The organism is Kitasatospora sp. NPDC059812 (assembly GCF_042732075.1).
Taxonomy (GTDB): Bacteria; Actinomycetota; Actinomycetes; order Streptomycetales; family Streptomycetaceae; genus Kitasatospora.
Map to the genome: position 1 here is coordinate 1 of NZ_JBHWIO010000013.1, position 11,738 is coordinate 11,738.

An 11,738-nucleotide genomic window follows, 5' to 3' on the forward strand; every position below is an offset into this window, starting at 1 on the left:
CGCCCCGCCCGCCTGCGGCGAGAGCCCCGGGCCGTGTTTCACCTGCATCATTTGGGCGCCTCCGTGGGCCGGGCCCCGCTTGGGGGGGGGGGGGCCCCCTCCGGCGTGGCCGGCGGCGGTCACCCGCCGCCGGCTCCGGCGCTCTACCTCAGCGCTCGACCTCGCCGCGGATGAACTTCTCGACGTTCTCCTTGGCCTCGTCGTCGAAGTACTGCACCGGCGGGGACTTCATGAAGTACGAGGAGGCCGACAGGATCGGGCCGCCGATGCCGCGGTCCTTGGCGATCTTCGCGGCGCGCACGGCGTCGATGATGACACCGGCGGAGTTCGGGGAGTCCCAGACCTCGAGCTTGTACTCCAGGTTCAGCGGGACGTTGCCGAACGCGCGACCCTCCAGGCGGACGTACGCCCACTTGCGGTCGTCCAGCCAGGCCACGTAGTCCGACGGGCCGATGTGGACGTTGTTGGCGCCCATCTCGCGGTCGCGGATCTGCGAGGTGACGGCCTGGGTCTTGGAGATCTTCTTGGACTCCAGGCGCTCGCGCTCGAGCATGTTCTTGAAGTCCATGTTGCCGCCGACGTTCAGCTGCATGGTGCGCTCGAGGATGACACCGCGGTCCTCGAACAGCTTGGCCATCACGCGGTGCGTGATGGTGGCGCCGACCTGGGACTTGATGTCGTCACCGACGATCGGCACGCCGGCCTCGGTGAACTTGTCCGCCCACTCCTTGGTGCCCGCGATGAACACCGGCAGGGCGTTCACGAAGGCGACCTTGGCGTCGATGGCGCACTGGGCGTAGAACTTGGCGGCGGCCTCGGAACCGACGGGCAGGTAGCAGACCAGGACGTCGACCTGCTGGTCCTTGAGGATCTGGACGACGTCGACCGGGGTCTCGTCGGACTCCTCGATGGTCTCCCGGTAGTACTTGCCCAGGCCGTCGAGGGTGTGGCCGCGCTGGACGGTGACGCCGGTCGGCGGCACGTCGCAGATCTTGATGGTGTTGTTCTCGCTGCTGCCGATGGCGTCGGCCAGGTCGAAGCCGACCTTCTTGGCGTCGACGTCGAACGCGGCGACGAACTCCACGTCGCGGACGTGGTACTCACCGAACTGGACGTGCATCAGCCCGGGGACCTTGCCGGCCGGGTCGGCGTCCTTGTAGTACTCGACACCCTGCACCAGCGACGCGGCGCAGTTGCCCACGCCCACGATGGCTACGCGAACCGAACCCATTCCGGTTGCTCCCTGTGATCTCATGAGGGCCGCCGGGGTCGACGGCACTCGTCCTGCTTCTTCGATGACTGCTTGTACGGGCGCGAGGCGCCCACTCCTGCCGCGCGGCACAGGGCTGACGCGGTGTCAGCGCTCCTGGGCGGAGCGCCCCGGGCGGTCGTACGGTGGCCCGGGCGGGTCCTGGGACCCTTCCTCCTGGCCACGGCCGTCCGAAGTCTTGTGGGGTACGGCGGTGGTGTTGCCGCCGGTGGCGGGCCCGGTCCGGCCGGTGCGGTTGGCCCGCTCGGTCTCGATCAGCTCGTTGAGCCACCGGACCTCGCGCTCCACCGACTCCAGTCCGTGCCGCTGCAGCTCGACGGTGTAGTCGTCGAACCGCTCGCGGGCGCGGGCCAGCGAGTTGCGCATCTTCTCCAGTCGCTCCTCCAGCCGGCTGCGACGCCCTTCCAGGACGCGCATCCGCACGGCCCGGTCGGTCTGGCCGAAGAACGCGAAGTGGACGCCGAAGTGCTCGTCCTCCCAGGCGTCGGGCCCGGAGTCGGCGAGCAGCTCCTCGAAGCGCTGCTTGCCTTCGGGGGAGAGCCGGTAGACGGTCTTGGACCGCTTGCCGTTGAGCGCGGTGGCCGGGACGTACTCGACGTCCGGGTTGTCCTCGACCAGGAAGCCCTGGGCGACCAGGCTCTTCAGACACGGGTAGAGCGTTCCGTACGAGAACGCCCGCAACGTTCCGAGCAGGACGTTGAGCCGCTTGCGCAGCTCGTAGCCGTGCATCGGGGCGTCGTGGAGCAGACCGAGAACGGCGAACTCCAGCACTCCTGAGCGCCTGCCCATTGCCGTCGTCCTCCTTACCTCTCGGCCGTTGTCCGGCCGCTGCATCGGGCGGTATGCCGCGTCGATGTATCGGCTCGATATATCGAGAACAGTAAACCGGGCCTTCGGAACGGGCAAGGGGGGCGCGCGTGAAGGTGATCACAAGCCGACGCGCAGGAGTGGTTGGCAACGGGCGTGTAATGATCTGCTGCCGTTTTGCGGTCATTGGGGACTGATGCCCGATTAGTTGGGATTCCCGGCTGCGTACGCTGTCGCGTGTGCACGAGGACCACCTCCGGGGTTAGGGCGGTTGGCGGGCATCGGACGTGAACCCTGCCTTCAGGCTGGAACCGCCTGGCGAGGAGTGGCTGCAACATGAGTGAACGACGGCGAAGGACGCCCAGCCCGGGCGGTGACGGGCAGCAGCCCCCGGGTGGTGGTGGCCGTCAGGGCGGACCAGGCCGGGACGAGGTGAGCTCGGACGGCGTCGGCCGTCGGCGCCCCCCGGGCGAACGGGAGACCGCTCAGCAACCCCGGATGACCCGCGCCGAACTGCGCAAGGCCGCCCAGAAGGGCGGCAAGGGCGGCCGGCGCGGTGCTGCCGACGCCTCCGCGTCCGCGGCCGCCGCCGCAGGCCCCGGCAAGAAGCGGTTCATCGACTACCCGCGCTTCGGCAAGACCGGCGTCCGGCGCTGGCTGCCGTCCTGGCGGCAGTGGCTGAGCGCCTTCCTGATCGTCTTCGCCACCTGCGTGGGCGGGGTCTTCTACCTCTACCAGACCACTGAGATCCCGAAGCTCAAGGATCTGATGAAGGACCAGAACACGATCTACTACTGGGCCGACGGCTCGGAGATGACCCGCAAGGGCGAGACCAACCGTCAGATCGTCGAGCTCTCCGACATCAGCCCCAACCTGCAGAACGCCGTGATCGCGGCGGAGAACCAGACCTTCCGCGAGGACAGCGGCATCGACCCCAAGGGCATGCTCCGCGCCGTCTACAACATGGCCAAGGGCGGCGAGACCCAGGGCGCCTCGACGATCACCCAGCAGTACGTGAAGAACGCGTACCTCAGTCAGGAGCAGACCCTCAGCCGCAAGCTGAAGGAGTTCTTCATCACGCTGAAGATCAATCAGAAGATGCAGAAGCCGGACATCCTCAAGGGGTACCTGAACACCAGCTGGTTCGGTCGCGGCTCGAACGGTGCCCAGGCCGCCGCACAGGCCTACTACGGGGTCGACGCCAAGGACCTCGACCTCTGTCAGAGCGCCATGCTGGCCGGCCTGTTGAAGGGCGCGTCGTACTACGACCCGTCGAAGCCGGAGAACAAGGAGCGGGCCCAGGGGCGGTGGGCCTGGATCCTCGAGAACATGGTGAAGACCAAGGCCATCACCCCGGAGGAGCGTGCCAAGTGCACCACGTTCCCCGACCCGATCCCGCAGAAGCCCAGCTCCAGCATGAACGGTGAGGTCAGCTACCTGGTCGACACCGCCAACAAGTACCTGATGGCCACCGACAAGACGATCACCCAGCAGATGATCGACAAGGGCGGTCTGAAGGTCTACACCACCTTCGAGAAGGACAAGGTCGACGCCCTGAAGAAGGCCGTCGACGACGTCAAGGGCGAGAACCTCAACGCCCAGAAGCGCCCCAACAACGACACCTTCATCCAGTTCGGCTCCGCCAGCATCCGCCCCGGCGACGGCGCGATCGTCGCCCTCTACGGCGGCGACGGCGTGGAGAACGGCCACTTCGACAACAACGCCGACGCCATCGGCGTCCAGGTCGGCTCGACCTTCAAGCCCTTCGTGCTGGCGACCGCCATGCAGATCGGCGTCCAGACGGCCACCGACGACAAGGGCAAGCCGAAGCGGATCAACGCCGACAGCCGCTACCTGTCCGACGACATGTCCGAGATCCGCAAGCCGGACGGCTCGCTGGTGATCGGCGACGACGGCAAGCCCTACCGGCAGAAGAACGAGGACTCCGGCAAGCGCGGCTACGTCTCGCTGCGGTCGGCCATGCAGAACTCGTTCAACGTGCCCTTCGTCCAGCTCAACCAGGACGTCGGCGGTCAGAACGTGGCCAACATCGCCGAGCAGATGGGCGTCAGGAAGGAGAGCTTCGCCGACCCGAAGACCCCGACCTTCGCCCTCGGCACCTCCACCATCAGCCCGATCCGGATGGCCACCGCCTACGGCACCCTGGCGGCCAGCGGCAAGGAGGCCGAGCCCTACTCGGTCACCAAGGTCGAGGTGAACGGCACCGAGCGCCCGGGCTTCGGCAAGAAGGACGCCAAGGTCGCCCTGGAGCCGGCCGTCGCCGACAACGTCACCGACGTGCTGGTGAACGTGGTGAAGAACGGTACCGGTTTCAAGGCCAAGGAGCTGGGCCGCCCGGTGGCCGGCAAGACCGGTACCACCGACCAGAACAAGTCGGCCTGGTGGGTCGGCTACACCCCGCAGCTGGTGACCAGCGTCGCGATGTGGCGCGAGGACCCGAGCAAGCACGAGCGGCTGTCGCTCAACGGCACCGGCGGCAAGGAGTCCATCCACGGTGGTGACATCCCGACCGACGTCTTCACCCGGTACATGAAGGCCGCGCTGGCCAACGAGAAGAAGATGGACTTCCCGGCCCCGCAGCCGGTCGGCACCCAGGTGGACTCCTCCGGCGCCCCGGTCTCGCCGAGCATGACGCCCACGCAGACGACGAGCGAGACCCCGTCGGCCCCGCCCGCGACCCAGCCGGGCACCAACAACCAGCCCCCGCCGACCAACAACAACCAGCCGCAGCCGCCCGTGTCCACCCAGGGCCCGGGCTGTGTCCCGGGCGTGGACTGCCCGGGCACGCAGCCGAGCCAGACACCGTCGCACACCAGGACCAACCCCGGTCCGACGAGCAGCTGCGGCCTCCTCGGCTGCACCACGCCCCCGCCCACGGCGCCGCCGACGGACCCCCCGGCGACGAGCAGCAAGCCGAGCGGCAAGCCGCCGACACCGTCCTCGACCGGCGGTGGCGGTGGGCAGAACGGGCTGTTGCCCTGACCACCACCCGCTGAGCGGATGAACCGAACGGCGGTGGCAGCCCTCTCCGGAGGGCCGCCACCGCCGTTTCGTCATGATTCGCCGTGCCGCCGGGCGACGGAGGCCGGGCCCGTTGCGGGGTCCTCCTCGTCCCGGTGGGGCCGGTGCGGCAGGATGTCCGGCATGACGTCGAGCGATCGTGACGAATCCGCAGGGCCGGCCGGGCCCGGCGACGCCGCAGGGCCGGTCGGGCCGGCCGTCGCCACGGCCGCGCCGCCGGTCAACACCGTGGTCGTCCCGGCCGACGAGGACCCGGTGGCGGCGGCCGGCAGCGAGGTGATCGGCGGCCCGCCGGGCCGCCGGGCGCTGCTGGGCGTCTCCTGGTGGATCCCGGCGCGCTTCCTGGCGCTGGCGGTGATCGTGGTCTCGGTGCTCGGCATGGTGCAGAAGGCGCCCTGCTACAACCAGGCCTGGTTCCAGCCGGGTTCGCCGCAGTACATCCACGCCTGCTACAGCGACATCCCGCACCTGTTCTCCGGCCGCGGCTTCTCGGCCGGGCTGCACCCGTACGTGGACCGCATCCCGGGCACCTCGGGGGATCTGCAGTACCTCGAATACCCGGTGCTGACCGGCCTGTTCATGCAGGTCGCGGCCTGGCTGACGCCCGGCGCCGGCACCTCGCAGGACCAGGAGCGGTGGTTCTGGGCGATCAACGCGGGGCTGCTGATGGCCTGCGCGGTGGTCGCCGTGGTGGCGCTCTCGCGCACCCACCGCCGCCGCCCCTGGGACGCCCTGCTGTTCGCGCTCGCGCCCGTCCTGCTGCTGAACGGCACGGTCAACTGGGACCTCCTCGCGGTCGCGCTGGCCGCCGTGGCGATGGCCTGGTGGTCCGGCTCCCGGCCCGGCTGGGCGGGTGTCTTCATCGGCCTGGCCACCGCGGCCAAGCTCTACCCGGTGCTGTTGATCGGCCCCCTGCTGGTGCTCTGCTGGCGGGCCGGGAAGTGGCGCGAGTTCCGGGTGATGCTGGCCGGCGCGGCCGGCTCCTGGCTGCTGGTCAACCTGCCGATCATGGCGGCCAACTGGCAGGGCTGGTCGACCTTCTACGTGTTCAGCAAGCACCGCGCCGAGGACTACGGCTCGTTCTGGCTGATCCTGATACAGAGCCGGGGCACGGGGCTGGCCGACCTCGACCTCTACATCGGCGTGCTGATGGTCCTCGGCTGCCTGGCCATAGCGTGGCTCGGCTTCACGGCGCCCCGCCGCCCGCGCTTCGCGCAGCTGGCCTTCCTGGTGGTCGCCCTGTTCGTGCTGGTCAACAAGGTGTACTCGCCGCAGTACGCGCTCTGGCTGCTGCCGCTCGCGGTGCTGGCCCGGCCGCGCTGGCGGGACTTCCTGATCTGGCAGGCCTGCGAGGTGCTGTACACCCTGGGCATCTGGTCCCACCTGGGCTTCGTCACCGGGCCCAAGCAGCACGGGATCGGCGAGGCCTGGTACCACTTCGCGGTCGTGCTGCACCTGCTGGGCACGCTCTACCTGGTGGTCATGGTGGTCCGCGACGCCCTGCAGCCGGACCGCGACCCGGTGCGCTGGGACGGCAGCGACGACCCGTCCGGCGGGGTGCTCGACCGGGCCCCGGACGTGTTCGTGCTCGGCACCGCCCGGACGCTGCGCGAGGAGGAGAGCTACGCCGGATACGCGCCGGCCGGCTCCGAGCAGTGGCTGGACGAGCCGGAACTGCCGGAGCCGGCCGAGAAGGCGTAGGCGCCTCAGTCGTTCTAGGGCCGGACAGGGCCTAGCGGTCCACCACGCGGTCGAAGTGCGTGGTGGTGTGCCGGACCTGGAGGCCGAGCTCCTCGCCGATCGCGGGGGGCTTGGTCTCGCCGTCCAGGAACAGCAGTGAGACCTGCATGTGCGGCGGCTCGGCGAACCAGAGCTGCTTGCCGGCCCAGTGGAACGGCGACTTGGTCTTGTTGACGGTCGCCAGGCCGGCCCGGGCGATGCCCTTGGCCCGGGAGGCCATGGTCTGCACGTACTTGGGCGCCTCCAGGCCGATGCCGTGCGCGGTGCCGCCGGCCACCACCACGATGTGGCCGTCGGCCGGCGCCGGGTGCTGGCGGTAGCCGTAGCGGTCGCCCTTCTTCACCGGGGTGACGTCCAGCACCGTGGCCCGGACCTCCAGCGCGCCGTGGTCGCCCAGCCAGAGCCGGGTGCCGATCCGGGCCCGGAAGACGATGTCCGGGTAGCGCTGGGCCAACTGCTCCATGCCGGCCGCGCCGAGGTGGCTGACGTACACGGTGTGCACCGGCACCCCGGCCGCCCGGGCGGTGTCCACCCAGTGGACGACCTCCTCGGTCGGGCTGGAGCCGTCCGGCCGGTCCATCGGCAGGTGCAGCGCCAGGCCCTCGAAGGCGACGCCGTCCAGCTCGGCGGCGACGGCCGTGAGGTCGGCGGCGCTCACCCCGTGGCGGCGCATGGAGGTCATGCACTCCACCACCACCCGGGCGCCGCGCAGCGCCCGCAGCGCGTCCAGGTTCGCCACCGTCCGGATCACCCGGGCGTGCGGCAGCGGCAGCGCCTCCTCGCCGACCCGGTACGGGGTGAGCACCAGCAGCTCGCCGCCGTACCACTCGGCGGCGTCGGCCGCCTCGTACGCGGTGCCGACGGCCAGCACACCGGTGCCCAGCAGCGTCGCCTCCTCGGCCAGCCGGTGGTTGCCCAGGCCGTAGCCGTTCCCCTTGGCGACCGGCACCAGACCGGGGAACTCGGCGAGGACGGAGCGCTGGTGGGTGCGCCAGCGTTCGGTGTCGAGGTAGAGCGACAGCGTCATCGGGTCAGCCTCCTCAGCGGCGGGACATGTAGAGGTCGAGGGCCTTGTGCAGCAGCTTGTTGAGCGGGAAGTCCCACTCGCCGAGGTACTCGGCGGCCTGGCCGCCGGTGCCGACCTTGAACTGGATCAGGCCGAACAGGTGGTCGTTCTCGTCCAGGGTGTCGCTGATGCCGCGCAGGTCGTACACGCCGCCGCCGAGCGCGTAGGAGTCGCGCATCATCCGCCACTGGATCGCGTTGGACGGCTTGACCTCGCGCTTGTGGTTGGCCGAGGCGCCGTAGGAGTACCAGACGTGCTCGCCGACCACCAGCATCGTGGTCGCGGCCAGCGGCTCGCCGTCGTGGTAGGCGATGTAGAGCCGCATCCGGTTCTGGTCCTCGGCGGTGAGGGCCTTCCACATCCGCTGGAAGTAGGACAGCGGGCGCGGGGTGAACTTGTCGCGCTCGGCGGTCACCAGGTAGAGCTGGTGGAAGATCGGCAGCTCGTCGTAGCCGCCCTGGTACACCTCGACGCCGCTCTTCTCGGCCTTCTTGATGTTGCGGCGCCAGAGCTGGTTGAAGTTCTTGTGGATGTCGTCCAGCGAGCGGTTGGCCAGCGGCACCTGGAACACGTAGCGCGGCTGGACGTCGCCGAAGCCGGCGCCGCCGTCCTCGCCCTGCAGCCAGCCGGCCTTGCGCAGCCGGTCGGCCACCTCGAAGGCGCGCGCCTCGTACCAGTCGGCCTCGACGTCGCGCAGGCGCTTGGCCTGCTTGCCGGCGATGGCCTCCTTGATGGTGGGGGCGTTCCAGCGGCGGATGACGATCGGCGGGCCCATCTTGACCGAGAACGCGCCCTGCGACTTGAGGTGGGCGAGCATCGGGGAGAGCCAGCGGTCGAGGTCCCGGTCGAACCAGTCGATGACCGGGCCCTCGGGCAGGTAGGCGAGGTAGCGCTTGAGCTTGGGCAGCTGCCGGTAGAGCACCAGGCCGGCGCCGACGAGCTGGTTGGCCTCGTCGAACCAGCCGATCGACTCCGAGCGCCACTCGGCCTTCACGTCGCCCCACGACGGCACCTGCATGTGGCTGGCCGAGGCGCGGCTCCTGATGAAGGCGAGGTGCTCCTCGCGGGTGATCGTCCTCAGGCGCAGGCTCATTGCTCGGTGCTCCTCGTCGGTCGGGCTGCGGTGGGCCCAGGTTCTCGGGCTGACCCTATCGTCCGGGGCCCGGGCGCCCGCCGCTGCGGGCGCGACGGCGCCCCCGTCGCGTACCTGTCTCCTTGCAGATACGCCACGGGGGCGCCGAGGGTTCCGGAACGGTGCGACCGGGGGCGGCTCAGCCCCAGAGGCCGCCGCGGGCGATGCCGAGGTAGAAGCCGATGGCGGAGGCGCCGAGCGTGATCATCAGCACGAAGCGCTCGGCCGTGGTGACCGAGACGAACATGCCGAGCAGCCCCGTGATGATCCCGAACAGGCCGGTCCACGAGGTCAGCAGGTGCAGGTTGTGGAAGAACGAGGTGGTGAAGGCGATCACGCCCAGCACGGCGGTGAGGCCCACCAGGGCGTTCTCGCGGGGGTGCGGGTGGCCGTCGGTGTTCAGTGTGAGCGCGGGCATGCGGTGGACGGACTGGGCCATGAGTCCCACCTCCTGGCGTGGAGACGAACGGGCAGGAATCCCGTTCCGTCCAGATTGCGGCGGTTGGGCCGGTCTCACAACCCCTATGCGTTTTGTTCGGCCGTCCGGGTGCGGGTAGGCTGTGCCGTCTGCACTGGTGTAGTTGTGCCCCCTTGCGCCCTCTTCCGGGCGACCACCCTGTCGGGTGAGCGGGGCCCGATTGTCGGACCCGGCCGCTACGGTGGCCGGTGTCGTCACTGCTCCGGTGCCGACGCTGCACAACCCTCCTGCCACGGAGAGACCGTGGCCGTTGAGTCCAAAGGAGGTGGGTTACCCATGCGTCACTACGAGGTGATGGTCATCCTCGACCCCTCGGTCGAGGAGCGCGCTGTCTCCCCCCTGATCGAGAACTTCCTCACCGTCGTCCGGAACGCCGGCGGCAAGGTGGAGAAGGTCGACACCTGGGGTCGTCGCCGTCTGGCTTACGAGATCAACAAGCAGTCCGAGGGCATCTACTCGGTCATCGACCTGAAGGCCACGCCTGAGGTCGTCAAGGAGCTCGACCGCCAGATGGGCCTGAGCGAGTCGGTTCTGCGGACCAAGGTCCTGCGCCCGGACACCCACTGAGCCACCTCTGAGGCCTTCGGGTCTCGGGTAGCTCGCGTCCGCTGTTTCACGTGAAACAGCGGTGAACGGACATCTTCCCGAGAGGTCATCACCACCATGGCAGGCGAGACCGTCATCACCCTCGTCGGCAATCTCGTCGACGACCCCGAGCTGCGCTTCACCCCGTCGGGTGCGGCGGTCGCGAAGTTCCGTATCGCGTCCACCCCCCGCACCTTCGACCGTCAGACGAACGAGTGGAAGGACGGCGAGAGCCTCTTCCTCACGTGCAACGTCTGGCGGCAGCCGGCGGAGAACGTGGCCGAGTCGCTGCAGCGCGGCATGCGCGTCATCGTGCAGGGCCGACTGCGCCAGCGGTCTTACGAGACCAAGGAAGGCGAGAAGCGGACGGTCTTCGAGGTCGAGGTCGACGAGGTCGGCCCGAGCCTGCGCTCGGCGACCGCGAAGGTCACCCGGGCCAACCGGTCCGGTGGCCCCGGCGGCTCTGGTGGCGGCTTCGGCGGCCAGCAGGGCGGCGGCGGTGGCCAGCAGGGCGGTTGGGGCGGCGGTGGCGGCCAGCAGGGCGGCGGCGGCAGCTGGGGTGGAAACTCCGGCGGCGGCGGCGGCCAGTCCGGCCCCTCCGACGACCCGTGGGCGTCCAGCACTCCGTCCGGCGGCCAACAGGGCGGCGGCAGCTGGGGCGCCCCGTCCGGTGGCGGCTTCTCGGAAGAGCCTCCGTTCTAAGAGCTGACAGATTTCGTGCGGCCCGGCCGCCGGCGTCCTGAGGACGCCGGCCGGGCCGTGAACCCCAAATGGAGCACACAATGGCGAAGCCGCCTGCTCGCAAGCCGAAGAAGAAGGTTTGCGTCTTCTGCAAGGACAAGGTCAACTACGTTGACTACAAGGACACGAACCTGCTGCGGAAGTTCATCTCCGACCGTGGCAAGATCCGTGCCCGCCGGGTCACCGGCAACTGCACCCAGCACCAGCGTGACGTCGCCACGGCCGTGAAGAACAGCCGTGAGATGGCGCTGCTGCCCTACACCAGCACCGCGCGCTAAGAGAGGGTGACCAAGTAATGAAGATCATCCTCACGCACGAGGTGCCGGGTCTCGGCTCCGCCGGCGAGGTCGTCGAGGTCAAGGACGGCTACGCCCGCAACTACCTGGTTCCGCGTGGCTACGCCATCCGCTGGACCAAGGGCGGCCAGAAGGACGTCGACGCGATCCGTCGCGCCCGCAAGATCCACGAGATCCAGACCCTTGAGGCCGCCAACGAGGTCAAGGGCAAGCTCGAGGGCGTCCAGGTCAAGCTGGCCGTTCGCTCGGGTGACGCCGGCCGTCTGTTCGGTTCGGTGACCCAGGCCGACGTCGTGGAGGCCATCAAGGCCGCCGGCGGCCCGGCCGTGGACAAGCGCGCCGTCGCGATCGCCTCGCCGATCAAGACCGTGGGCACCCACAAGGTCTCGGTCAAGCTGCACGCCGACGTCCAGGCCAACCTCGACGTCGCCGTCGTCGCTGCCTGAGTTCCGTAGCAGTGGCCTGAGGGGGGGGGGGGCCCCGGGGGGGGGGCCCCCCCGGGGGGGGGGGCGGGGTCGGGCCCCGCCCCGCAGGGGGGGGGTCGGAGAGACCCCCACACCCCCGCCCCCCCCCCCCGCCCG

The 11,738-nt window shown here is 69.7% G+C and carries 11 protein-coding genes; 6 read left to right on the top strand and 5 right to left on the bottom strand.

The features are described from left to right. Window positions 1-148: 148 nt before the first annotated feature. Both ACFV6D_RS09480 and ACFV6D_RS09485 read right to left on the bottom strand, forming a co-directional pair. Window positions 149-1,231, bottom strand: coding sequence for an inositol-3-phosphate synthase (locus ACFV6D_RS09480; protein ID WP_063348479.1), 1,083 nt, complete (start codon window positions 1,229-1,231; stop codon window positions 149-151). Window positions 1,232-1,357: 126 nt separating this feature from the next. After that, window positions 1,358-2,059, bottom strand: coding sequence for a PadR family transcriptional regulator (locus tag ACFV6D_RS09485; RefSeq protein WP_063348480.1), 702 nt, complete (start codon window positions 2,057-2,059; stop codon window positions 1,358-1,360). Window positions 2,060-2,575: 516 nt separating this feature from the next. Here ACFV6D_RS09485 and ACFV6D_RS09490 point away from each other — a divergent pair. Together ACFV6D_RS09490 and ACFV6D_RS09495 are read left to right on the top strand one after the other, a co-directional pair. Next, the gene (locus tag ACFV6D_RS09490) at window positions 2,576-5,080 is read left to right on the top strand and encodes a transglycosylase domain-containing protein (RefSeq protein WP_380559026.1); all 2,505 of its coding nucleotides are present in this window, start codon (window positions 2,576-2,578) and stop codon (window positions 5,078-5,080) included. Window positions 5,081-5,242: 162 nt separating this feature from the next. After that, entirely contained in the window at window positions 5,243-6,820 is a 1,578-nt protein-coding gene (locus ACFV6D_RS09495; RefSeq protein WP_380559028.1) for a glycosyltransferase family 87 protein, read from the top strand. 31 nt (window positions 6,821-6,851) lie between these two features. Here ACFV6D_RS09495 and ACFV6D_RS09500 read toward each other — a convergent pair whose 3' ends face one another. From ACFV6D_RS09500 to ACFV6D_RS09510, 3 genes are all read right to left on the bottom strand, one after another. Further along, window positions 6,852-7,886 (bottom strand): alanine racemase, encoded by a 1,035-nt coding sequence (locus tag ACFV6D_RS09500; protein ID WP_063348483.1) that lies wholly within the window; start codon window positions 7,884-7,886, stop codon window positions 6,852-6,854. Window positions 7,887-7,899: 13 nt separating this feature from the next. Further along, a complete protein-coding gene (locus ACFV6D_RS09505; RefSeq protein ID WP_063348484.1) occupies window positions 7,900-9,018 on the bottom strand; it encodes a peptidoglycan bridge formation glycyltransferase FemA/FemB family protein in 1,119 nt (372 codons plus the stop codon). A 178-nt stretch (window positions 9,019-9,196) separates the two neighbouring features. Then, complete coding sequence (locus tag ACFV6D_RS09510) at window positions 9,197-9,496, bottom strand: hypothetical protein (protein WP_063348485.1); 300 nt, start codon at window positions 9,494-9,496, stop codon at window positions 9,197-9,199. A 315-nt stretch (window positions 9,497-9,811) separates the two neighbouring features. On the opposite strand from ACFV6D_RS09510, the gene rpsF reads away from it, so the two are divergent. From rpsF to rplI, 4 genes are all read left to right on the top strand, one after another. After that, window positions 9,812-10,102, top strand: coding sequence for a 30S ribosomal protein S6 (gene rpsF / locus ACFV6D_RS09515; protein ID WP_063348486.1), 291 nt, complete (start codon window positions 9,812-9,814; stop codon window positions 10,100-10,102). Window positions 10,103-10,198: 96 nt separating this feature from the next. Continuing rightward, window positions 10,199-10,822, top strand: a complete 624-nt coding sequence (locus ACFV6D_RS09520) for a single-stranded DNA-binding protein (protein ID WP_380559030.1) — start codon at window positions 10,199-10,201, stop codon at window positions 10,820-10,822. An 80-nt stretch (window positions 10,823-10,902) separates the two neighbouring features. Then, the gene (rpsR, locus tag ACFV6D_RS09525; RefSeq protein WP_030304537.1) at window positions 10,903-11,139 is read left to right on the top strand and encodes a 30S ribosomal protein S18; all 237 of its coding nucleotides are present in this window, start codon (window positions 10,903-10,905) and stop codon (window positions 11,137-11,139) included. A gap of 17 nt (window positions 11,140-11,156) precedes the next feature. Beyond that, window positions 11,157-11,603 carry a 50S ribosomal protein L9 gene (gene rplI, locus ACFV6D_RS09530; RefSeq protein WP_063348488.1) on the top strand — a complete coding sequence of 149 codons (447 nt, stop codon included), beginning with the start codon at window positions 11,157-11,159 and terminating at the stop codon, window positions 11,601-11,603. Window positions 11,604-11,738 lie beyond the last annotated feature (135 nt).

Coding starts and splice junctions, on each gene's coding strand:
- ACFV6D_RS09480 (WP_063348479.1), bottom strand. CDS start 1,231: ATGGGTTCGGTTCGCGTAGCCATCGTGGGCGTGGGCAACTGCGCCGCG.
- ACFV6D_RS09500 (WP_063348483.1), bottom strand. CDS start 7,886: ATGACGCTGTCGCTCTACCTCGACACCGAACGCTGGCGCACCCACCAG.
- ACFV6D_RS09505 (WP_063348484.1), bottom strand. CDS start 9,018: ATGAGCCTGCGCCTGAGGACGATCACCCGCGAGGAGCACCTCGCCTTC.
- ACFV6D_RS09510 (WP_063348485.1), bottom strand. CDS start 9,496: ATGGCCCAGTCCGTCCACCGCATGCCCGCGCTCACACTGAACACCGAC.
- ACFV6D_RS09495 (WP_380559028.1), top strand. CDS start 5,243: ATGACGTCGAGCGATCGTGACGAATCCGCAGGGCCGGCCGGGCCCGGC.
- ACFV6D_RS09490 (WP_380559026.1), top strand. CDS start 2,576: ATGACCCGCGCCGAACTGCGCAAGGCCGCCCAGAAGGGCGGCAAGGGC.
- rpsF (WP_063348486.1), top strand. CDS start 9,812: ATGCGTCACTACGAGGTGATGGTCATCCTCGACCCCTCGGTCGAGGAG.
- ACFV6D_RS09520 (WP_380559030.1), top strand. CDS start 10,199: ATGGCAGGCGAGACCGTCATCACCCTCGTCGGCAATCTCGTCGACGAC.
- ACFV6D_RS09485 (WP_063348480.1), bottom strand. CDS start 2,059: ATGGGCAGGCGCTCAGGAGTGCTGGAGTTCGCCGTTCTCGGTCTGCTC.
- rplI (WP_063348488.1), top strand. CDS start 11,157: ATGAAGATCATCCTCACGCACGAGGTGCCGGGTCTCGGCTCCGCCGGC.
- rpsR (WP_030304537.1), top strand. CDS start 10,903: ATGGCGAAGCCGCCTGCTCGCAAGCCGAAGAAGAAGGTTTGCGTCTTC.